Origin of the sequence: Cytobacillus depressus (assembly GCF_008923245.1) — a bacterium.
Taxonomy (GTDB): Bacteria; Bacillota; Bacilli; order Bacillales; family Cytobacillaceae; genus Cytobacillus; species Cytobacillus depressus.
The window spans coordinates 59,313-81,454 of the sequence record NZ_WBOS01000010.1 but is presented as its reverse complement, the minus strand read 5'-3'; the positions used below and the strand labels follow the sequence as shown (position 1 = coordinate 81,454).

Annotated in this window: 20 protein-coding genes; 15 read left to right on the top strand and 5 right to left on the bottom strand. The window is 39.6% G+C overall.

All coding sequences use genetic code 11. The annotated features are described in order from the left end of the window. The first annotated feature begins 41 nt into the window (after positions 1–41). The 8 genes from sat (at position 42) to F7731_RS17660 (ending at position 9,784) form a co-directional block, all read left to right on the top strand. Entirely contained in the window at positions 42–1,190 is a 1,149-nt protein-coding gene (gene sat, locus F7731_RS17695; protein WP_151536134.1) for a sulfate adenylyltransferase, read from the top strand. A 15-nt stretch (positions 1,191–1,205) separates the two neighbouring features. After that, positions 1,206–1,805 (top strand): adenylyl-sulfate kinase, encoded by a 600-nt coding sequence (cysC, locus tag F7731_RS17690; protein WP_151536133.1) that lies wholly within the window; start codon positions 1,206–1,208, stop codon positions 1,803–1,805. Positions 1,806–1,850: 45 nt separating this feature from the next. Then, positions 1,851–2,627, top strand: coding sequence for a uroporphyrinogen-III C-methyltransferase (cobA, locus tag F7731_RS17685; protein WP_151536132.1), 777 nt, complete (start codon positions 1,851–1,853; stop codon positions 2,625–2,627). Between the two features lie 19 nt (positions 2,628–2,646). Continuing rightward, positions 2,647–3,372 carry a sirohydrochlorin chelatase gene (locus F7731_RS17680; RefSeq protein ID WP_151536131.1) on the top strand — a complete coding sequence of 242 codons (726 nt, stop codon included), beginning with the start codon at positions 2,647–2,649 and terminating at the stop codon, positions 3,370–3,372. Positions 3,373–3,444: 72 nt separating this feature from the next. Continuing rightward, complete coding sequence (locus F7731_RS17675) at positions 3,445–5,244, top strand: assimilatory sulfite reductase (NADPH) flavoprotein subunit (protein ID WP_151536130.1); 1,800 nt, start codon at positions 3,445–3,447, stop codon at positions 5,242–5,244. A gap of 27 nt (positions 5,245–5,271) precedes the next feature. Further along, the gene (gene cysI, locus F7731_RS17670; RefSeq protein ID WP_151536129.1) at positions 5,272–6,993 is read left to right on the top strand and encodes an assimilatory sulfite reductase (NADPH) hemoprotein subunit; all 1,722 of its coding nucleotides are present in this window, start codon (positions 5,272–5,274) and stop codon (positions 6,991–6,993) included. 258 nt (positions 6,994–7,251) lie between these two features. Further along, positions 7,252–8,733, top strand: coding sequence for a sodium/proline symporter PutP (putP, locus tag F7731_RS17665; protein WP_151536128.1), 1,482 nt, complete (start codon positions 7,252–7,254; stop codon positions 8,731–8,733). 166 nt (positions 8,734–8,899) lie between these two features. Then, positions 8,900–9,784, top strand: a complete 885-nt coding sequence (locus F7731_RS17660; RefSeq protein WP_151536127.1) for a DMT family transporter — start codon at positions 8,900–8,902, stop codon at positions 9,782–9,784. An 18-nt stretch (positions 9,785–9,802) separates the two neighbouring features. On the opposite strand, the gene F7731_RS17655 is transcribed toward F7731_RS17660, so the two are convergent. Further along, positions 9,803–10,564, bottom strand: a complete 762-nt coding sequence (locus F7731_RS17655) for a YibE/F family protein (RefSeq protein ID WP_151536126.1) — start codon at positions 10,562–10,564, stop codon at positions 9,803–9,805. Then, positions 10,561–11,700 (bottom strand): YibE/F family protein, encoded by a 1,140-nt coding sequence (locus F7731_RS17650; protein WP_425482019.1) that lies wholly within the window; start codon positions 11,698–11,700, stop codon positions 10,561–10,563. Before F7731_RS17650 ends, F7731_RS17655 begins: the two co-directional genes overlap by 4 nt. Before the next feature lie 846 nt (positions 11,701–12,546). Between F7731_RS17650 and F7731_RS17645 the strand changes: the two genes are divergently transcribed. Next, complete coding sequence (locus tag F7731_RS17645; RefSeq protein ID WP_151536125.1) at positions 12,547–12,924, top strand: SRPBCC family protein; 378 nt, start codon at positions 12,547–12,549, stop codon at positions 12,922–12,924. A gap of 119 nt (positions 12,925–13,043) precedes the next feature. Here F7731_RS17645 and F7731_RS17640 read toward each other — a convergent pair whose 3' ends face one another. Next, positions 13,044–13,955, bottom strand: a complete 912-nt coding sequence (locus tag F7731_RS17640) for a DNA-3-methyladenine glycosylase family protein (RefSeq protein ID WP_151536124.1) — start codon at positions 13,953–13,955, stop codon at positions 13,044–13,046. Positions 13,956–14,221: 266 nt separating this feature from the next. Between F7731_RS17640 and F7731_RS17635 the strand changes: the two genes are divergently transcribed. From F7731_RS17635 to F7731_RS17625, 3 genes are all read left to right on the top strand, one after another. Next, positions 14,222–14,854, top strand: coding sequence for a bifunctional transcriptional activator/DNA repair enzyme AdaA (locus tag F7731_RS17635; RefSeq protein WP_151536123.1), 633 nt, complete (start codon positions 14,222–14,224; stop codon positions 14,852–14,854). Between the two features lies 1 nt (position 14,855). Continuing rightward, on the top strand, positions 14,856–15,389 hold the full coding sequence (adaB, locus tag F7731_RS17630; protein ID WP_151536122.1) for a methylated-DNA--[protein]-cysteine S-methyltransferase: 534 nt from the start codon (positions 14,856–14,858) through the stop codon (positions 15,387–15,389). Positions 15,390–15,630: 241 nt separating this feature from the next. After that, positions 15,631–16,287, top strand: coding sequence for a carboxymuconolactone decarboxylase family protein (locus F7731_RS17625; RefSeq protein ID WP_151536121.1), 657 nt, complete (start codon positions 15,631–15,633; stop codon positions 16,285–16,287). 98 nt (positions 16,288–16,385) lie between these two features. On the opposite strand, the gene hmpA is transcribed toward F7731_RS17625, so the two are convergent. Continuing rightward, the gene (gene hmpA, locus F7731_RS17620; protein WP_151536120.1) at positions 16,386–17,618 is read right to left on the bottom strand and encodes an NO-inducible flavohemoprotein; all 1,233 of its coding nucleotides are present in this window, start codon (positions 17,616–17,618) and stop codon (positions 16,386–16,388) included. Positions 17,619–17,971: 353 nt separating this feature from the next. Here hmpA and F7731_RS17615 point away from each other — a divergent pair, with 353 nt between their 5' ends. The 3 genes from F7731_RS17615 to F7731_RS17605 all read left to right on the top strand — a co-directional run bounded on the left by F7731_RS17615 (position 17,972) and on the right by F7731_RS17605 (position 21,386). Continuing rightward, positions 17,972–18,628 (top strand): nitroreductase family protein, encoded by a 657-nt coding sequence (locus F7731_RS17615; RefSeq protein ID WP_212031211.1) that lies wholly within the window; start codon positions 17,972–17,974, stop codon positions 18,626–18,628. Positions 18,629–19,180: 552 nt separating this feature from the next. After that, a complete protein-coding gene (locus tag F7731_RS17610; RefSeq protein WP_151536118.1) occupies positions 19,181–20,755 on the top strand; it encodes a Vga family ABC-F type ribosomal protection protein in 1,575 nt (524 codons plus the stop codon). Between the two features lie 163 nt (positions 20,756–20,918). After that, positions 20,919–21,386 carry a GNAT family N-acetyltransferase gene (locus F7731_RS17605; RefSeq protein WP_151536117.1) on the top strand — a complete coding sequence of 156 codons (468 nt, stop codon included), beginning with the start codon at positions 20,919–20,921 and terminating at the stop codon, positions 21,384–21,386. Between the two features lie 73 nt (positions 21,387–21,459). Here F7731_RS17605 and F7731_RS17600 read toward each other — a convergent pair whose 3' ends face one another. After that, complete coding sequence (locus F7731_RS17600) at positions 21,460–22,005, bottom strand: GNAT family N-acetyltransferase (RefSeq protein WP_151536116.1); 546 nt, start codon at positions 22,003–22,005, stop codon at positions 21,460–21,462. Positions 22,006–22,142: the final 137 nt, after the last annotated feature.

Genomic DNA, 22,142 nt, shown 5'->3' with positions numbered 1-22,142 from the left:
CTCAAAAGCAATCAAAAAATATACGGAAAGGTCTGATAGGAATGTCATTTTTACCAACACCACATGGAGGAAAGTTAGTTCAATTATTTAACCCAAACTATGATTTTTCCCATATCGATAAAGAAATCGAAATTGATGCGGTTGCCCAAAGTGATTTAGAGCTAATCGGCATTGGCGTGTTCAGCCCGTTAACAGGTTTTCTTGGGAAAGAAGACTATGAATCTGTTGTCGCGAATATGCGGCTCGCAGACAACACCATTTGGTCAATCCCCGTAACACTTCCGATATCGTATGAAATAGCAGACACACTTAAAAAAGGCGAGGAAATTAAGCTTCTTAATAATCAAGAGGTTTATGGAGTGATTAAGGTTTCCGAATGGTATGAACCAGATTTAAATAAAGAAGCTCTCTTCGTTTATCGGACACAGGAGTTAGCCCATCCAGGAGTAAAGCGACTTTTTGAAAGAGGGCCGGTTTATGTCGCTGGAGAGATCACACTAATTAAAAAGGCGGAAAAAGGCATATTTAGCGATGTATGGTTTGAACCGAAGGAAACTCGCGCACTTTTTGAAAAAAATGGCTGGAAAACAGTAGTCGGGTTTCAAACGCGCAATCCGATTCACCGAGCGCATGAGTATATCCAAAAGGCCGCACTCGAAACTGTCGATGGACTGTTCGTTCATCCTCTTGTAGGAGAAACGAAGTCCGATGATATTCCAGCTGATGTCCGTTTAAAAAGCTACCGCGTGTTGCTCGAAAATTACTATCCAAAAGAACGCGTACAGCTTGGAGTTTACCCTGCGGCAATGAGATATGCGGGCCCAAGAGAAGCTATTTTTCATGCTATCGCCCGTAAAAATTTTGGCTGCACCCACTTTATTGTCGGCCGCGATCATGCGGGGGTAGGCAATTACTATGGAACATATGATGCACAGAAAATTTTCAGTGAGTTTTCGGAACATGAATTAGGAATACAGCCTTTATTTTTTGAACATAGTTTTTATTGCCGGTCATGCGAGGGAATGGCCTCAGATAAAACCTGCCCTCACAGTAAAGAGGACCGAGTTATTCTTTCGGGAACAAAAGTAAGAGAAATGCTTCGCAGTGGAGAGATTCCGCCTTCCGCCTTTAGCCGAAAAGAAGTTGTGGAAGTGCTCATCGATGGCTTGAAAGAACAAATAGAGGCATAAGGAGGGTCCCCAAAGATGTCCAAAGCAACAAATATTACTTGGCATGATGTTTCTGTTAAAAAGAACGACCGGCGAGCGCAGAACGGTCACGGAAGCTGTGTATTATGGTTTACTGGCCTTTCTGGATCGGGAAAATCAACGATTGCGAATGCAGTTTCAAGTGAATTATTCAAACAAGGCATTAATGAGTACGTTTTAGATGGTGATAATATCCGCCACGGTCTTAATCGAGATCTCGGTTTTTCAGAAGATGACAGAACGGAGAACATTAGACGGATTGGCGAAGTGGCTAAGCTTTTTGTTGATAGCGGCAAGATTGTGACAACTGCCTTCATTTCTCCATTCCACAATGATCGCGATGAAGTCCGCTCTCTTTTTGAAGCAGGGGAATTTATTGAAGTTTTTGTTGATTGTCCGATTGAAACGTGTGAAGACCGTGATCCGAAGCAGCTTTATGCAAAAGCACGAAGAGGGGAAATAAAGGATTTTACAGGGATTGACTCTCCATATGAGATTCCGCAAAATCCAGAAATCGTTATTCAGTCCCAATTATTAACCGTTGAGGAAGCGGTGCAGCAAATCTTTGGCTATCTTCGAGAGCATTTCATTATATAAGTTTTTTTACTCCAAAAATAAGAAGGAAGAAAGGCTGGTAATGCAATGATCGGCAAGGTCTATTTAGTAGGAGCAGGTCCTGGCGATCCAGACCTGATTACGGTAAAGGGATTGCGGTGCCTGAAAGAAGCGGATGTCATTCTTTATGATCGGCTCGTGAATCCGGAGCTCTTGCAGCATGCAAAGGAGGGGGCGCAGCTCGTCTACTGCGGCAAGCTCCCTCATTACCATACGATGAAGCAGGAGACAATTAATCACTTCCTAGTGAAATATGCAAAAAAGGGCAATCGCGTTGTCCGATTAAAAGGGGGCGATCCTTTCGTTTTCGGACGGGGCGGAGAAGAGGCTGAAGTATGTGCAAAGCACGCGATCCCATTCGAAATTGTTCCCGGCATTACGGCAGGAATTGCTGCTTCAGCTTATGCAGGCATTCCTGTAACCCATCGTACATTAAGCAAAAGCTTTGCTTTTATCACTGGTCATCAAGCTGGGGACGAAGCAGCGGAGCATCAATGGGCACATCTTGCTAATGGAGTAGACACCATTTGTGTCTATATGGGAGTATCTCAGCTTCCGACAATCATTAAAAATTTAATTGCAAATGGCAAATCGAAGCAAACGCCAATAGCATTAGTGCATTGGGGGACACTCAACGAGCAGAGAACGGTAGTAGGAACCCTTGAAACGATTGAAGAGCTAGTGAAGAAAGCAGAAATTTCGAACCCGAGTATGATTGTGATCGGCGAGGTTGTCCGGTTGCATCAAAAATTAAACTGGTTCCCGGAAGAGGTCATGTCCAAAGTGCCTGTCATCCATGGTTAAGAGAAGAAAGGTGGATGAGATGAAAGGAATTCTCTATATTGCCCACGGCACCCGTTCCAAAAAGGGAGCGAATGAAGCACGGAATTTTATTGAACGAGTAAGAAATCGAGTGGATATTCCTATTCAAGAAATTAGTTTCCTTGAACTAACGGATCCTTTAATAGATGAAGGCTTTAGACGATGTGTGGAAAAGGGGGCAACAAGCATTACCATTATTCCTCTTTTCTTGCTTGCGGCAGGGCATATAAAACAGGATATTCCGGAAAGCTTATCCGTTTTACAAGCCCAATTCCCTCATATTCGGATCCAGCTAGAGGATCCATTTGGCGTGCAGGAGATCATTCTTGATGCGGCGGCTGAGCTTGTGAAGAGAACGGCAGGTGGCCTTCAGCAAAACGATCGCTTGTTGATTGTCGGAAGGGGGAGCAGTGATCCGTCCATTCAGGGGGATTTTTCCGCGATTGCAAACGGAATCAAGAATAGATTAGGGATCCAGCACGTATCTGTTTGTTATTTAGCAGCTGCTGAACCAAGACTGAAGAACGGGCTAGATACTATTTTGGAAAATGCGGAGAGCCGAGTGATCGTTCTTCCTTACTTATTATTTTCCGGTCTGCTTAGTGCAGAAATAGAACGCGAAATAGTGAAGCGGAGTAAGGAGAGAAAGCAGCTGATCAATACGGGGCCATTGAGCCGACATCAAGTATTTGAAGAGATTGTTATGGAACGGGCAACTGGTGCCTAATGATTGTATCTAGGGTCGATAGATTCATATCGGCCAAAAAATATGAACATGATGATAGTGAGGTGTATTTTGTTGCAACTTCAAGTTTTAAATAGTCCATTTAATCAGGAGCAAGCTAATCTCCTTAGCCAGCTTCTGCCAACATTGACAGAAACACAAAAAGTTTGGTTGAGCGGGTATTTGGCCGCGACCGTTCAGGTAGGACCTTCTACCGCACAGACAGGGACCCTTCCGGCACAAAGTACTGTGGCGGTTGCATCGAAAGAAGTGACGATCCTATACGGTTCACAAACAGGAAATTCCCAAGGACTTGCGAAGAAAACGGCAAAAGAGCTGGAAAGCCACGGTTTTAACATCACTGTATTATCAATGAACGACTTTAAACCAAATCAATTAAAGAAGATTGACAATCTATTAATTGTCGTCAGTACACACGGTGAAGGGGACCCGCCAGATTCCGCATTAACCTTTTATGAATACCTTCATAGTAAAAGAGCGCCGAAGCTACATAATCTCCAATTTTCCGTTTTAGCACTTGGTGACAGTTCATACGAATTCTTTTGCAAAACAGGCAAAGATTTTGATCAGCGCTTAGAGGAGCTTGGGGGCACAAGGCTTTATCAGCGTACTGACTGCGATGTTGACTTTGACGAGCCCGCAGCCAAATGGACTGAAGGCGTTCTTAGTAGTTTAAAAAATGCAAGCGGTCAGGAAAGTGTTAGCGAAGCAGCAGCAACACTGCAGACAGTCGGTACAGTATATTCAAGAACAAATCCGTTTCAAGCGGAAGTGTTAGAAAATATTAATTTGAATGGACGGGGCTCAAGTAAAGAAACACGTCATCTTGAATTATCGTTGGAGGGCTCAGGCTTATCATTTGAACCTGGTGATAGTCTCGGTGTTTATCCTGAAAATGACCCGGCGCTTGTGGAACTTATTCTTCATGAACTGAAGTGGGATCCAGAAACAATCGTAACTGTCAAGCAAGGGGAGGCTCGAACTCTTAAAGATGCCCTTCTCTTATTCTATGAAATTACTGTTCTAACAAAGCCGCTTCTTGAGAAAGTGGAGCCGCTTTTAGCCAATAGTGAGCTTCAGGAGCTTTTGCGCTCTGGCAAAGTAAAAGAATATATAGAAGGCCGCGACTTGCTTGATTTCATTCGTGATTTCGGAATTTGGGGGGAGTCTGCTCAAGAGTTTGTTTCCGTTCTTCGAAAAATACCGGCTAGACTGTATTCGATTGCCAGCAGCTTATCTGCCAATCCCGATGAAGTTCATTTAACGATCGGGGCCGTCCGCTATGAGGCTTATGACCGGGAACGCCACGGGGTTTGTTCTATTCAAGCCGCAGAACGCCTCAAGCCAGGTGAGTTCCTGCCTGTTTTTATTCAGCATAATGAAAACTTTAAGCTGCCAAATAGCCTGGAAACGCCGATCATTATGGTTGGCCCTGGAACGGGCATTGCTCCATTTCGTTCCTTTTTGCAGGAGCGTGAGGAAATAGGAGCTGAAGGAAAGTCATGGCTATTTTTCGGGGATCAGCATTTCGTAACGGACTTCCTTTACCAGCTTGAATGGCAAAAATGGCTGAAGAGTGGAGTTTTGACGAAAATGGATATTGCTTTTTCAAGGGACGGGGATAACAAGGTTTATGTACAGCACCGCATGCTTGAACATAGCAAAGAACTATTCGAGTGGCTGGAAGAAGGCGCGTATATTTACGTATGCGGCGATGAGAAAAACATGGCCCATGATGTCCATAACACATTAATTGACATTATCCAAAAAGAAGGGGGCTTAAGCCGTCAGTTGGCGGAAGAATATGTAGCCAGCCTCCAACAGCAAAAGCGCTACCAGAGGGATGTTTATTAATATTGGAAGAAAGGGAGTTTGGTTGATATGGTCTTAAAGCAAGGATTAAAAGCACCGGACGGACCTCCGAGTGATGTTGAACGGATTAAAGACGATAGCCAGTATTTACGTGGGACATTAGAAGCGGCGATGCAGGATAATTTAAGTGCAGGCATCAACGATGATGATAACCGTTTAATGAAATTTCACGGCAGCTATTTGCAGGACGACCGTGATCTTCGGAATGAGAGGCAAAAGCAGAAGCTTGAACCTGCCTATGGATTTATGCTGCGTGTACGTGCCCCAGGAGGAGTTGTCAGCTCAGAGCAATGGCGTGTCCTTGAGGAGCTAGCTGATCAATATGCCAATGGAGCTTTAAAGCTGACTACTCGGCAATCCTTTCAAATGCATGGCATATTAAAATGGAATATGAAAAAAACCATTCAAGAGGTTAATAGTATTCTATTAAATACGCTTGCTGCCTGCGGAGATGTCAACCGGAATGTGATGTGCAACCCGAATCCGTATCAATCGGAAATACATGCAGAAGTATATGAATATGCAAAAGCTTTAAGTGATCATTTATTGCCGCGAACGAGGGCTTATCACGAAATTTGGCTTGATGAAGAAAAGGTAGCTGGCACGCCGGAAGTAGATGAAATTGAACCGATTTATGGAAAGCATTATTTGCCGAGAAAGTTCAAAATCGGCATTGCTGTTCCGCCATCAAATGATATTGATGTTTTCTCTCAAGATCTTGGATTTATCGCCATAGTGAATGAAGGCATTCTTCAAGGCTTTAATATCGCAATTGGCGGAGGAATGGGCTTTACACATGGTGACAAAGCGACCTATCCTCAAGTAGCAAAAGTGATTGGCTTCTGTACACCAGACAAAATAACCGAAGTAGCGGAAAAAATCATCACCATTCAGCTAGATTACGGAAATCGATCTGTCCGAAAAAACGCTCGGTTTAAATACACAATCGACCGTTTAGGACTGGAAGTAGTCAAAAATGAACTTGAAAATCGACTAGGCTGGAGCTTGGAAGAAGCAAGAGCCTATCATTTTGATCATAATGGCGACCGATACGGCTGGGTGAAGGGGATAGATGGAAATTGGCATTTTACCCTTTTTGTTCAAAATGGCCGCGTGATAGATTATCCAAATTATAAACTGAAGACCGGCCTGCAGGAAATCGCAAAAATCCATACAGGGGATTTCCGGCTAACGGCCAATCAAAATTTGGTTATCGCTAATGTTTCAACTGAAAAGAAAGAACAAATCAATGAACTAGTCGAAAAATATGGATTAACGAATAGTGAATTTTATACAGCCCTTCGTCGCAGCTCCATGGCATGCGTGGCCCTTCCGACTTGTGGATTAGCGATGGCAGAAAGTGAAAGATATTTACCCGTTCTAATTGATAAAATCGAAGAAATCATTGATGAAAACGGCCTGCGAGATGAAGAGATAACAATCCGCATGACCGGCTGTCCTAACGGATGTGCTCGACCTGCCCTCGGAGAAATTGCTTTTATAGGTAAAGCGCCAGGAAAATATAATATGTACCTCGGTGCAGCCTTTGACGGAAGCCGCCTGAATAAAATGTACCGTGAAAATATTGGAGAGGAAGAAATTTTAAGTGAAATGCGTGTACTGCTCTCACGCTACGCAAAAGAACGTGAAGAGAAAGAACATTTTGGTGACTTTGTCATCCGCGCTGGAATAATAAAAGCAGCCACCGACGGGACGAATTTTCATGAATAATTGAGATAGGGGAAAATAGAAGCTGAGATCAATGGCTTCTATTTTTATTTGGGGAAATCGGCCCCTTCAGAATTAAAAGAGGAGGCTTTGCCAATGAATAACAGTTATCTAAATACAAAGATGTAAAAATTTAATACTTTATGAAAATAACACTTCTATCTTCCTATGTCAGAATATAGAAGTGTTATTATTCTGTTGAAATAATATTGTGAAAAATATAAAATTATGATTAATGCAAATTTTAAAGGGGGAGTTACTATGACTAATGAAATATATCAATTATTAGCTATTATTATTTACATGGCTGCAATGGTGTTCATCGGTTGGTATGCATTTAGACGTACATCTAACTTGACGGACTACATGCTTGGCGGGCGTTCACTCGGGCCGGCGGTTACGGCTTTAAGTGCCGGAGCTGCGGATATGTCAGGCTGGTTACTTATGGGGCTTCCGGGGGCAATCTATGTAAGTGGTCTTGTTGAGGCTTGGATTGCTATCGGTCTGACGGTGGGCGCCTATTTGAACTATGTACTCGTTGCACCACGTCTTCGCGTATATACGCAAGTGTCGAATGATTCTATTACGATACCGAGTTACCTAGAAAGTCGTCTGAAAGATAAATCTCGTCTTTTGCGAATTGCTTCAGGAATTATTATTCTTATTTTCTTTACTTTCTACGTATCTTCCGGAATGGTTGCGGGCGGAAAGTTTTTCTTGAGCTCATTCGGACTTAACTATCACGCTGGTCTTTTGATTGTATCAGCCGTCGTTATTTTCTATACTTTGTTTGGAGGATTTTTAGCGGTTAGCTATACAGATGTTGTTCAAGGTCTAATTATGTTTTTCGCGCTTTTACTTATACCGATCGTCGGGGTATTTATGACGGGTGGTCTTTCGGAAACAACGACGAGCATTCGGGAAGTTAATCCGCAATTGTTGAACTTCATTTCTGGTGCCTCCTTCCTTGGGATTTTGTCGGCGGTAGCATGGGGACTTGGCTATTTTGGACAACCACATATTATTGTCCGTTTCATGGCGATCAGTTCGGTTAAAGAAGTGAAAAGTGCACGTCGCATCGGAATCGGTTGGATGTTCCTCAGCCTATTTGGGGCAGTTGTAACAGGACTTATCGGGGTCGCTTATTATCAGCAAAATAACGCCACACTCGCTGATCCGGAAACGGTTTTCATCGTTCTCGGGCAGATTATTTTCCACCCGTTTATCGCGGGAATTATGCTTGCAGCTGTACTTGCAGCTGTTATGAGTACGATTTCTTCACAGCTGATCGTCACATCATCAGCACTCATTGAAGACTTGTATAAAGCGGTTATTAAGACTGACGCATCTGATAAACAATATGTATTTTTAGGGAGAATGGCTGTTCTTGTCGTTTCGCTTATTGCGATGGTGCTCGCTTGGCCAAATAACGAGTCCATTTTAAAAATTGTATCGTTCGCGTGGGCTGGATTCGGTGCTTCATTCGGTCCGGTTATCTTACTTTCCCTATACTGGAGGAAGATTACCGCTAAAGGTGCCCTTTGGGGGATGGTTGCGGGTGCGATCACCGTTATGATTTGGGGTAATGTTAAAGCATTGTCGGGTAATCTCTATGAAATTGTTCCTGGTTTCATCATCTGTTGGATCGTTACTTACTTTGTAAGTTTAGCGACATATCGACCGAATGCTGAGATTGATAAGGAATTTACAGAAGCTCTTAATATACTAAAGAAAGAAAGCTGATCGAAAAGCCTGCAGTGTATGCTGTGGGCTTTTTTACCATTTGGTTGAATAATAATTACTATACAAACGGATTCCAAAAAAAGTATGATAATAGTATCAATTAGTTTGATTAAAAGGGTGTCTGGTACAACTTGAATTTTGTCAAAATAAAGAGAGAAGGTTTTTTATGAAAAAATTTAAGGGTGAACTGTTAATGCTCATTACCGCAGTCATGTGGGGAAGCGGTTTTGTCGGTATGGCGATTGGGTTAGAGCATTGGACAGTTATTCAATTAATGGCCCTGCGTTTTACATTAGCGACCATATTACTGGGTGTTGTATTTCATAAAAAAGTAAAAGTTATTTCGCGTAGTGTATTGTGGAAAGGGGCCGTTTTAGGCGCTATTTTGTTTGTCGCTTTTGTATTACAAACGATGGGTCTGGAATATACCACCCCATCAAAAAATGCGTTTTTAACAGCTATTAATGTTTTGATTGTCCCGATAATCGCATTTGTTGTTTATAAACGTAGAATCGATCGCTTTGAAGGGATTGCGGCTACGATCGCAGTTGCAGGAATCGGATTTTTATCTTTACACGATTCATTATCAATTAATATCGGTGACTTATTTTCTATTCTTTGTGCGGTTGGATTTGCATTCGATATTTTTTATACAAATGTTTTCGTGAAAAAGGAAGATGCACTAGCTTTAACGATTGTGCAATTTCTTGTAGCCTCCATTTTAAGCTGGATTGGCGTAATGATATTAGGAGAAGTACCAACTACAGCTAGCAAAGAAGGAATATTAACGATTATTTACCTCGCAGTATTTTGTACATTAATTGCTTATGTATGCCAAAATGTTGGTATGCAATATGCGAACCCAACTAAGTCTGCGATCATTCTTTCAACAGAATCATTATTTGGTACAATTGCTTCTGTCATTGTGTTAAATGAAATATTAACTGGAAAAATGATTATTGGTTGTTTTTTAATCTTCATTGCCATTATCGTAGCAGAAGTAAAGCCAACCTTTAATAAATCCATCATAAACGCATCACAAAAAGGCTAGGCTTCAAGGTACAGAAGCCTAGTTTTTTCTTTTCCCAACTAAATAATATGAATTAATCCACGAGGCAATTGGAATAATTAGAGCTATGCCAATTCCGGCACAAAAGATTGTGATCATTTCAGCACTAAATACTTTTGAATTGGCAATTTCTCCGACAGAATAGGATAAGTCCTTAAACCATATAAGCAATCCCATATAGCCTCCAAAGAACGCGAAGAATAGCGTATTCGTATTAGAGCCTAAAATGTCCTTCCCAATATTTAGCCCAGAAATGAATAAATCTTTTCTACTAATCAATGGATGATGATTAAATATCTCCCGCATAGGAGATGTAATGGAAATAGCCACATCGGTAATGGCACCTATTGTACTCATAATAATCACGGACGCTCCAATTTTAACAAAATCTACCCCGATAAATAGGGAGAACATGCCGAGCTCCTCTATTTCTTCCTCGCCAAATCCCTGAATCATTGCCATTCCTGTGATAATGTTAATAAAAATAAGTAAACCAGCAATCGTGATAATAGTCGAAAGGAATGCTGTTGTTGTTTTGCTATTTACCTCATTAATATAAAACAAATTAATACAACTAATCACTGTACACGCAATCATCGTTAAGATAATCGGATTAGCATTTGGATTGGTCATAAATATAACGGTAAGCAGGATGACGCCAAAGTTTAAGAATAAAGAAATAAAAGAACGGACTCCCTTACTTCCGCCGATAAGAGTCATCAATATAAATAATATGACTGCCAACAACACTAATACATTCATGATCTTGCCCTCTTTCGATTAACAAAGAAAATTGACGTATAGAGGCCAATTGGAATAGCTAACACAATTCCAATCCCTCCAGCCAGTGCTCTAGCTAATTCTAATGAAAGGTTCATGGATAAGGAATATGCCAATGGAGAAGCATTTTTTAAATATAAAATAAGCATTGGAATAGACCCGCTTATATAGGCAAAAAACAAAATGCTTGTCATCGTTCCCATAATATCTTTTCCAATATCTAATGCTGATTTTTTCAGTGCCTTTACCGGAATATTGTTGTCTTTTTCGTATAGTGCAAAGATAGAAGAAGACATTGTAATGGCCACATCCATAACAGCTCCTAAAGACCCGACGAATAATCCAGCCATAAAAACAAGTTTATAAGGGCGGGTTAAAAATTGCATTTCTTCATATCGAAGGCCATTTTCCGAAGTTATCCTCATAACAAGATAGGTAATAAGCAGAGAAATAAAAGTTCCGAGCAAGGTCGCAACAATCGCAGCATATGATTTTTCATTAAAGCCGTTAACAAGTAACAAAGAAATGATAGTAAACAAAATAGCACATATACCGCATATCAATAGCAAACTAATAGAGGGGTTTTTCACATACACATCCAATGCATAGGATAGCAAAAGGGCATTGACTGCCAAGCTGATTATAGAAAACAACCCATGTTTTTTGCCAACGATCAGTAAAATAAAGATAAAAACCCAAGCAATCATTAACACGTATTTATCGCGTTTAACATCTTTGATCGTTCCAGTTAAATATGTACTGTCCTTAATGTTCTCATTGATCAAAACAAATAATTCATTTCCAACACGATATGCTTGATCATAAGCCCCAGAAGATGAATACTCATTCTTTAAATGGATCAGCTGGCCTTTTTCAGGTCCATTTTTTAATTCGGCTATAATCTGTTGAGTGAATCGCTGATCTTTATTATCAAACATATCCTTTATTTCAATTGTCTCTTCGAGATTGGTTTTGATGATTTTAGCTATTGGGCGGTCATAGAATGAGTAATTGTAATTCACAAACAAAACTGAGGCGGCAAAACAAAGTAATATTATGGTGTACAAAGCAATTTGCATGTATGTCATTTTTTTAAATTTGTTTATGATGACATTCAAAGAAATACCTCCAACATATTGGTTTTTTGACCCCTTAAAACTATCAAAAAAATGTTCCTTTCTTCGCCGGTGCAAAGGTGGCTAGTTAACAATGGGCTTAGAATAACAAGAAAGTTTTCGAGGGTCAAGAGAGCCTCTACCCATTCAGTCTTTATGAGGAAAGCGGAAGACAGGAGCGGGGGTCTGATTTATCTACGAAAGAAATCCATATATTAAACCAAATTCATTATGTTTAAAGAGGCAAAACCACTAATCTTAGATGGGAATAAATACTATATAGAAATCGTATCTAGGAGTCAGTGGTATACTGTAGAACTTACCAAAGTCAAAGCTTGGACTCAGACTCTTCAGGAAGAAACTAGGCACTGTTCTAATATGTACGCTCGGATACTTATGTCTTTTATAGTAGGCACCTGCTTAATTTATTATTAATCCGCTCTTGTCCATACAGTTTTCTTTTAAGGGCATATGTTATTACTACCGCTGAACAAGTAACATCTTTCATTAAATGTCCAATTCACTCTGGTCTAATAAAATATATACAAATCTCCTACTGCTATATCCAACGTCGTACCCATATGATCCTCAGTACAGATACTTCTGAATGAAAGGAGGATAAAACAAATGCCATTTTTTGGATTTAATCGAAGAGTATTTTTTCGTGATGGTTTTAGAAGAAGGCGGTTTTTCCCAAGACGGTTTTTCCCATTTAGGAGACGTTTCTTCTAAATAAGCAACTCGTACTTGAATGATAGTTCTTGGAGCGGGTGCCTGCATGTAGTTCTATCCTGACTAAGCGTTCACGGCGCTTAGTCATTTTTTATATTATCCACAACAATCTTAACGATGAAGCGACATTTTGATTCAAAGGCGAAAAAAGTATTTGATGCTTGGATCAATCCAGAATTGTTTGGAAAATGGCTTTTTACGATGGAAACAACCAATAAGGATGCAAAGAATGAACCACAAGTTGGCGGTATTTGGGAAATAATTGATCAGCGAGGTGGAAAGGATTATAGAGCTATCGGTGAGTACATAGAAATTGACCGGCCAAATCGAATAGTTTTCACCTTTAGAATGCCTCAGTTTAGTGATACTGAGGACGGAATTACTGTCGTAATTAATCCAGTTGAAAATGGGTGCGAGATGACTTTTACACAAGAGATAGTCGTTCCTCATCAAGAAGGCTGGAGTGATCTTGAAGAGCTCCATTATAATAAGTAAGTTAAAATAGGACCGGGCGGCTTTCTCCCGGTTCTTCTTTATACGTGGGCGAAATTTTCTTTAAAATTCCAAGACACTATATTGGAAGCAAAAGGCTAATTCCCATAATTTTCATGATTTTAGTAAAGAACACGCCATAAATAAAAGGTAGCGTATGATTCCCAGTTCTTCCATAGAGTAGATAATTCTAAAATTTCATCTTTGGTAGGCTTTCGGTCCATATTCTTTACTGTTTTTATCGAATTAATAAGGCCTACGTCATCGATTGGAAAAGCCGTTGGGAACCTAAGGCAGCGCATTAGAACATAATTCGCAGTCCATGGGCCGATGCCGCGTATCTTCATTAAACTTTTCTCAGCCTCTTTAAAGTTCATTTTCATTAATTTTCCCTTCGATAATTCTCCACTTGCCATTAACTTCGCAATCCCAATGATGTATTCACTTTTTTTTACAGTCATTTTAATATCCGCCAGGTCGGCAGGCGTTAACATCGCAATCCGTTCAAAGGATGGGAAAACCCAATATTTTTTCCCGTTCCATTCAATAGAATCGCCGAATTTTTCTACAAATTGTTTCTTTAATGAGTACGCGAACGCTAAGTTAATTTGTTGCCCTAAAACTCCCCAACATAAAGCTTCAAATAAATCGGGAATTCCAATGACTCGTAATCCAAAGAATTTTTTTGCAGGCATTGTAAGTAATGGATCAGCTTTCGCCATTTCATAAAATGGGGTTAAATCGTTATCAAGATCAAACCATTCACGAATATATTTAACAATCTCTTCCCGTTGCCACTTTTCAGTAGGTCTAGAGTCACTTAAGAACTGAATAATCATTTGTTTATTATCGATTACGGTTAGCTGTACTAAGAAGCAAATTTCTTCGATGACTATGACTCTTCTAATGATACCGTTCTCGATTTCATACATGCATTCATTCTTTTCTCTTGTCAGATACCCCAGGTTTGCATTCATATCAAACTCTTTAGGTAATGGAATCATAATTTCATCATTGACTTCATGGCATGTCACTGTATCATTCTCCTTATCCTAATTACAATTTCTGATACTTTTTTCAAAAAATTAGAAGGAATCCTCAATGAATGAAGTTTCACTATATCACAAAATCATCTTGACGGATTTTGTTATCTTGCTATTACATTCTGAAAGTCTTATTTTTAAAATCAACTAGATAAAGACTATACGGATCTAAATAAATTTCAATATCTTGCTTTTTCATTTTTAGAACCGTGCATTCTGAATATATAGAGGATATATTGTAAGGAGAGGTGAGGGATATGACGGACAGGACCAATAATGGATTTCAAGAGTGCTATGATCATGGAATGTTAAATGATGTAGAAATGATGACAAATGAAAAGTGGCAAGCGATTATTAACAATGATGCATCGTACAATGATCGATTTTTCTATGCTGTAAAAACAACAGGGATTTTTTGTAAACCGTCATGCAAATCTCGTGTTCCCAAAAAAGAAAATGTACGCATTTTTCAGAACGCAGAACAAGCCCTCCATGCAAATTATCGTCCTTGTAAACGTTGCAAACCTACCAATGAGAGATTGCCTGATAGTGAGTGGGTGGTTCTTATCACTGAGTACATTGATAAAAATTTCACGGAAAAGTTAACGCTAGGAACGTTAGCAGAGATGAGTCATGGGAGTCCCTATCACTTACATCGTACGTTTAAAAAGATGAAGGGCATCACGCCAGGTGAGTATATACAACACGTTAGGATCAACGCGGCTAAAGAATATTTGCTTCAAACAAATAAAGCAATTGCGGATATATCTATATGTGTAGGTATGCCAAACACGCCTTATTTTATTACTTTTTTTAAAAAGATAACCGGACATACACCAGAACAATTTCGGAAGAATCATCGTTATACGGATAAATCGGAGGAAAAATAAAATGGAATTAAAGAATAAACCAACTATTTATTGGTCCTTACTAAAGAATAAGGATTGGAATTTTTATCTTGCTTCAACAACGAAAGGGCTATGCTTTGTTGGCTCACAGAATAAACCATTTGAGGAATTGTTCGAATGGTCTGAGAAACGCTTTCCGGGAAGTCCTCTTGTTGAAGACAGTGTAGAGCTTGAACCGTATGCAGTTGAAATCACCGAGTACCTAGAAGGAAAACGGAAAACTTTTACTGTACCATTTGATTACAATGGGACAGCGTTTCAGCTTGCAGTCTGGAACGCACTTTGTGAGATTCCGTACGGACAGACTAAATCCTATTCCGACATTGCAAATTCTATTAATAATCCATCCGCAGTTCGTGCTGTAGGGGCGGCGATTGGAGCTAATCCGGTATTAATTACTGTACCATGTCATCGTGTAGTGGGAAAGAATGGATCGTTAACCGGCTATCGAGGCGGATTGGAAATGAAGACACAGCTTTTGGATCTGGAAATACAAGGTTCATTCAGCAGTGAGTGAAGTCTTCGTACAGTGAATGGAAGAAAGATTTAGCCATTAAAAGTGCATGGTTCTACAAAAATCCGAAAACCAAGTTTTATTGTAAGTACCATACTAAAAAGCAATTTAGTGTAACTGAAGATCTATTGAAAGATGCGGCTAATCTTTAATTTAATTAATACTGTCTAAATATTTGATATAATCAAATGATTGTGCAATTATTAATTGGTAAATAAAATTTAATTAAAGAGGGTGTTAAAAGATGTCAAACGAAAGTTTATACCAAAAATCTTATATTCGTCGATTACCAGAGTTAGGGAAGCTTGCTCCGGATACATTTAAAGCCTTTATCGAATTTGATAAACAGGCACTGGCTGATGGAGCAATTACGAAGAAAGTGAAGGAATTAATTGCGGTAGCAGTTGCTCACGTCACTGGTTGTCCGTATTGTATTGATATTCATGTGTCGAATGCGAGAAGTTTAGAAGCCTCAAAGGAGGAAGTTGCGGAAGCCATTATGGTCGCAACGGCATTAAAAGCGGGTTCTGCGATCGCTCATGGATTGAATGCTTTAAATGCTTTTGATGAATCTGATCAGGAAGATCTTTATCAAAGAGCTAATATATCACGATTTAAGGAGTTTAAAGAATTAAATCCGGAAGCGTTTAGTGCTTTTAATAAATTTGATATGGAAGCAATGAAACCTGGATTAATAAGCAGAAAAGATAAAGAGTTAATTGCGGTTGCTGTTGCCCATGTTACCGGATGTGCCTATTGCATTGAAATCCATACAAAGGGTGCGAAAAAATTAGGAGTTACATTAGAAGAGCTGGCTGAAGCGATTTTTGTCGCTACAGCATTGAAAGCAGGTTCAGCACTTGCACATAGTGTGAACGCATTAAATGCCTATGATAATTAAGTTAAGAGATAAGGATCTTGTTCTTACCTCACTATAAATACAAACAATAAAAGCTAAGAGGATAATAACTCTTAGCTTTTACACTTAATTGTTGGTTTTTAAGCGATGGATGATTCTTCTAATGATCCAGCAGGGCCAAAGAATTCGTAACGAATATGTTCAGGTGCTACGCCAAAATCCTTTAATATACGGTAAACGGTTTTCATAAAAGGGGTAGGCCCACAGAAATAAAAGTCTGCATGGTTGCTTGGTACAATTGATTTCAGCCATTCTAAATCGATAAATCCCTCTTTATCAAAGCTTTTCTCAGTTCGGTCTTCGTTCGTTGGTTCCGCATAGCAAACATAGCTTTTCATATTTGAGTGTTCATTTGCGAGCTGTTTGACATGCTCCTTAAGGGCATGTACTTTGCCGTTTCTAGCCGCGTGAATAAAGAAGACCTCACGTTTGGAATTCTGCTCCATAAGGGTGTTCAGCATGCACATCATCGGGGTTAAGCCCACCCCTCCGCTAATGAGAACAACAGGGCTCTCTGTTGATGTATCAAGGACAAAGTCCCCTGCAGGTGCGGAAACTTGGAGAATATCTCCAGCTTGGACGGTTTGTTGAAGATAATTTGATACAATCCCCGGTGGCATATTTTTGCATTCATCTTCGCGTTTTACAGAAATCCGATAATAATTCTTACCTGGCGCATCCGATAAACTGTATTGTCGCAGTTGAGTATTCTTTTCACTTTCAGGCTGCACTTTTAACGTAATATATTGCCCAGGCTTAAAAGTAGCGATACTCCCACCATCTTCTGGTAGTAAATAAAATGACGTGATGACATCGCTTTCAGTCACTTTCTTGTCAACGATGAAGTTCCTAAACCCTTCCCAACCGCCGCTTTGCTCTTTTGCTTCTTGATACATGCCTTGTTCAACATCGATAAATGCCTGTGCAATTACATTGTATGCTTTTGCCCATGCATCTATAATTTTATCGGTCGCTGCATCACCAAGGACATCTTGAATGGCCCGTAGCAATGTTTCGCCAACAATTGGGTAATGCTCAGGCTGAACCCCCAATCCTCTATGTTTATGTCCGATTTGTTTAACGACGGGAATAATCGCTTCTAATTTATCAATATTTGCTGCAGCCGCATAAACCGCATTGGCTAATGCCGTTTGTTGACGTCCTTGTTTTTGATTAGCATGATTGAAAATATTCAATAGTTCGGGATGATTGCTAAAGAGTAATTCATAGAAGCGAGTTGTAATACTTTCCCCATGCTTTTCTAATACTGGAACGGTTGATTTAATAATTTCTATCGTTTGTTGATCAAGCATTGAATCATCTCCTATATCCGATTTTACCTTTCAAGGGGAAATAATTACCGCCACACCCTGTTATCTTGCTCCAATCTCATGAAAAGTATGAAGAGTGCTCTGACAGCTGCGGGACAAGGTACACGTCCCCATTTCCCAATTAGGGAAAAGGCTCACGTTCTCCGGGCTTATTATTTTTGACAATACATTTTACTTTGAGGTAATGTAACTGGGTAAGATGCAAACAATAGTGATAGAAAGATTTTTTATCACATTTCTCTTAAATAGGGTTAAAGACCCTTGCTATATAAGACTTTTTCTCGAAATGTTCATAGTTGGGATGAAGTAATCGATCATTACTAGGAGGAATTATTATGTCACAAACTACCTATGTAACCGAACAGCAAATGTTCCTCGACGTCATTAAGGAACGCCGTTCTGTTCGTACGTATGATCCAACAGTGCAAATTTCACGCGAAGAAATGACAGAAATATTGGAGCTAGCAACGTTGGCTCCATCGTCTTCGAATCTACAGCCATGGCGTTTTCTAGTCATCGATAAGCCAGAGCTGAAGGAAAGACTTCTGCCGATCGCGTTTAACCAACAGCAGGTAGTCGAGGCTTCAGCAGTTATTGCTGTGCTTGGCGATGTGGAAAGCTATAAGAAATCTGAAAAGATTTATACTCAAGCTGTTGATGCAGGCTTCATGCCGGAGGATACGGCTAAGTCATTTATCGAGCGTACGGTCGGGATGTACTCAAGCTTGCCGCCTGAAGTGGCTCGCCAAATTGTCTATACAGATGGTGGTCTCATTTCGATGCAGCTCATGCTGGTTGCCCGAGCTAAAGGATACGACACTGTTCCGATGGGTGGATACGATAAAGCGAAGTTCGTTGAAGCGTTCGAAGTTTCCGAAAAGTATGTGCCAGTTATGCTGATTGCGATTGGAAAAGCAGGGAAACCCGGACATCCAACAACACGTCTTCCTATTGAGGATGTAGCGTTCTTTAACGAAATGCCATCGGAATAAGGAAGACGTAATCACTAAAAGGGTATTTCTGATAAACCAATACTCTTGTTATAAAACACCCCTTCATTGTTAGGATGAACTAACAATGAAGGGGTGTTTTTATGTAGAGGGTTTAATAAAAGTTTTTTCACTGCTATATCTCCCATGCCCAGCACGGTAATCAGTAGCTCTATCTGATACCCGGTTTCTGCAAAAGCTGCCAGCATTAATGAGCTGTATTGTTCGAGCAGATATCAGTTGACAATTTTTAATGTACCGTTTAGAGTGGAATTAACTTACAAACCGGAAGGGTGACCCAACTCAATGAAGTTCTAATCCTATTTTCGAAAGCAAACAATTGAAGGGAATTTTTTTAACGCAACAAGTGCTTATTTGTGTTGCCTTTAATTGTCGTTTTTCAGAATAGGATTGGATTTCTATAGTTGAACTGTAAAGGAGTAACGGCTTTGCCTGCTCTTTTTGTCGTGCACCTATATCTTTCCATGCCTCCTATTCTGAATGAAGTAGGAGGCTTTTTATGTCTCCAGAATTTGTTTTTAAGGAGATGTTCATATGTTTTTATTAGAAGCTCAACATATCAAATACTACGTACAGGATCGTTTATTAATTGATGTTGAACAATTACAGATTCAGCAAAACGATCGAATTGGATTGGTCGGCAGAAATGGATGTGGGAAGACGACTTTAATGAAAATTTTAGCTGGAAAAATAACTCCCGAGGAAGGAACCGTCCTTCATTATTCTTCATGTAAGATGATCCCGCAGTTAAAACGATCAGATACGGTCAAAAGTGGCGGGGAAGTCACACAGCAATATATAAATGAAGCCTTCCTTAATAACCCGGAGCTCTTATTCGCAGACGAACCAACAACAAATTTGGATACGGATCATATTGAATGGGTCGAAAAAAAGCTGCTTCAATGGAGCGGTGCGTGTGTTGTTGTTTCGCATGATCGGGCATTTTTGGATGCTCTCTGCACAAAGATCTGGGAAATTAATGAAGGAAGAATAAAAGAATACCGCGGAAATTACAGCGACTATATTACGCAAAAAGAATTAGAACAGCAACAAGAGAAATTAGCCTTTGAAAAATATGAAAAAAAGAAAAAACAGTTAGAAGAAGCTCTACAACTAAAAGAGAAAAAGGCTGAAAAAGCGACAAAGGTCCCGAAAAAGGTAAGCAAGTCAGAAGCAAGTATTACAGGAGCTAAGCCCTACTTTGCCAAAAAAGAAAAGAAACTGCAAAAAACTGCAAAAGCGATTGAAACGAGACTAGAAAAGCTTGAAAAAGTAGAAAAAGTGAAAGAGCTCCCGCAGCTCAAAATGAATTTACCGCATGGAGAAGTGATTAAAGATCGGATTATTATGCGAGTTGAAGATGTATCAGGAGTTATTGGAAAACGAATTTTATGGAATAAAGCGAGCTTTTTTGTCCGCGGCGGCGATAAATTAGCGATTATCGGCTCAAATGGAAGCGGAAAAACAACTCTTGTTAAAATGCTGGTTAACGAAGATAAAGGGATTACTCTTTCACCCTCTGTAAAAGTGGGCTACTTTAGCCAAAATTTAAATATTTTAGATGCTGAAAAATCAATTTTGGGGAATGTCCAGTCCACTTCAAAGCAGAATGAAACACTCATTCGAACAGTGCTTGCAAGGATGCGTTTCTTTCGAGAGGATGTGTATAAGCTTGTAGGGGATTTGAGCGGGGGCGAGCGAGTAAAAGTAGCGCTTGCTAAGTTGTTTTTAAGCGATATCAATACGCTGATTTTAGATGAACCGACGAACTATCTAGATACGGAAGCTGTAGAAGCATTGGAATCTCTTCTGAAAGAGTACGAAGGGACAATTCTCTTTGTTTCCCATGATCGGCAATTTATCAAAAATCTCGCTACAAGAATTTTGGCGATTCGCCATGAGGAAATTGAATTGTTTGAAGGAACGTATCAACAATATTTACAATCTGATCCGCAAAAAACTAGGGTTGCCAATGAAGACGAACGGCTCATACTTGAAACGAAAATATCGGAAGTACTAAGTCGCTTAAGTATTGAACCGTCAGAAGAACTAGAAATGGAATTTCAAAGACTATTGAAAGAAAAACGTGAATTGGATAAGTTGAAGTGATCTTGAATAACGATATTCTTTTAACTATGTCAAAATAAGACTGGTCGATTTTCTCCCGGTTATTCTTTTTAATTTCAGGATGCTATACTTAGTAATAGTTTTTATTTTCTGATTCTATTTCAAGTGTCAAATATGGAATAAAGGATAGTTTCGGGAGGAAACGATGGAATTTTTTGAGTATGATGAACGTTTTAAAAGTGAAATTGAAAAGTATGTATTATCTAATGAGCAGCTTCAGTTTACAGGTAAGCCATTAGATTGCATAGAGCTATCAGAAGAAGATTCAGACAGACATTCGATATTGGCGTTTGAAAACAACGAATTTGTGACTTTCTTTGTTCTTCACGAAAACGAAGGGGTAAAACCATATTCTGGAAATTGTAAAGCCATCTTGTTAAGAGCATTTTCAACAAGCTATCACCATCAAGGGAGAGGATATGCAAAGAGGGCATTAATGTTATTGCCTGAATTTGTTCGGACAGAGTTTCCTGCTATCAACGAGATTGTCTTAGCTGTGAACGTACAAAATTTAGCAGCTAAATCACTTTACCAAAAGCGTGGCTTTATAGATGAAGGAGTTCGGAAAATGGGAAAGAAAGGAGAATTAATTATCATGAGCTATTATCTATGAGGGAGCTGCCAAGCGGCTCTCCCTTTAATCGTGCAGAAAAGCGGCATGGACTCCCTTTTGACATCCATTCATATTAATCTGTCTTTAACAAGGAATACATATATAAATCATCGAATTTACCACAAGTATATTCATATTTTCTTAGAAGCCCCTCACGCGAGAATCCGATCCTCTCAAATAATCTAATAGAAGCAGTATTGGGTGGTTCAATTAAGGCTTGTATTCTCATTAAATTAAAATGATTGAATCCATAAGGGATAATTGCCGATAATGCCTCGGTCATGATCCCTTTTCTCCAGTAATCCTTTGAAAGTTCAGCACCAATCTCTCCTCGGACATGCTTTTTAGAGAGGTCATGAAAGCCACAGCTCCCAATCACTGCATCATTTCCTTTTATCGTGATCCCCCAGCGTATTCCTGTCTTATTTGAAAAAATCTCATTATACCATTGGATCTCTTCCAGGGCATCCTGTTCACTTTGAAAGGGCTCCATCCCAAAATACTCCATAACTTCTTGATCTGATAGGTAAGTCAATATACTGGCTGCATCACTCGGAACAACCTCTCTTAGAAATAACCGTTTTGTTTCCAAAACGGGAAATGGTTTTGTTAACTCCATAAGACAATTACCTCCATTTTGTTACATTATCAATTATTTTAAACGATATACCGGCAACTCCTGTGTTACTCCAAAAAATATGTACTCTTGGTTAGCTCACAATGAATATATTAAATGATAAAATAAACTTACTATTT

Coding starts and splice junctions, on each gene's coding strand:
- sat (WP_151536134.1), top strand. CDS start 42: ATGTCATTTTTACCAACACCACATGGAGGAAAGTTAGTTCAATTATTT.
- cysC (WP_151536133.1), top strand. CDS start 1,206: ATGTCCAAAGCAACAAATATTACTTGGCATGATGTTTCTGTTAAAAAG.
- cobA (WP_151536132.1), top strand. CDS start 1,851: ATGATCGGCAAGGTCTATTTAGTAGGAGCAGGTCCTGGCGATCCAGAC.
- F7731_RS17680 (WP_151536131.1), top strand. CDS start 2,647: ATGAAAGGAATTCTCTATATTGCCCACGGCACCCGTTCCAAAAAGGGA.
- cysI (WP_151536129.1), top strand. CDS start 5,272: ATGGTCTTAAAGCAAGGATTAAAAGCACCGGACGGACCTCCGAGTGAT.
- putP (WP_151536128.1), top strand. CDS start 7,252: ATGACTAATGAAATATATCAATTATTAGCTATTATTATTTACATGGCT.
- F7731_RS17660 (WP_151536127.1), top strand. CDS start 8,900: ATGAAAAAATTTAAGGGTGAACTGTTAATGCTCATTACCGCAGTCATG.
- F7731_RS17655 (WP_151536126.1), bottom strand. CDS start 10,564: ATGAATGTATTAGTGTTGTTGGCAGTCATATTATTTATATTGATGACT.
- F7731_RS17645 (WP_151536125.1), top strand. CDS start 12,547: ATGAAGCGACATTTTGATTCAAAGGCGAAAAAAGTATTTGATGCTTGG.
- F7731_RS17635 (WP_151536123.1), top strand. CDS start 14,222: ATGACGGACAGGACCAATAATGGATTTCAAGAGTGCTATGATCATGGA.
- adaB (WP_151536122.1), top strand. CDS start 14,856: ATGGAATTAAAGAATAAACCAACTATTTATTGGTCCTTACTAAAGAAT.
- F7731_RS17625 (WP_151536121.1), top strand. CDS start 15,631: ATGTCAAACGAAAGTTTATACCAAAAATCTTATATTCGTCGATTACCA.
- hmpA (WP_151536120.1), bottom strand. CDS start 17,618: ATGCTTGATCAACAAACGATAGAAATTATTAAATCAACCGTTCCAGTA.
- F7731_RS17615 (WP_212031211.1), top strand. CDS start 17,972: ATGTCACAAACTACCTATGTAACCGAACAGCAAATGTTCCTCGACGTC.
- F7731_RS17610 (WP_151536118.1), top strand. CDS start 19,181: ATGTTTTTATTAGAAGCTCAACATATCAAATACTACGTACAGGATCGT.
- F7731_RS17605 (WP_151536117.1), top strand. CDS start 20,919: ATGGAATTTTTTGAGTATGATGAACGTTTTAAAAGTGAAATTGAAAAG.
- F7731_RS17600 (WP_151536116.1), bottom strand. CDS start 22,005: ATGGAGTTAACAAAACCATTTCCCGTTTTGGAAACAAAACGGTTATTT.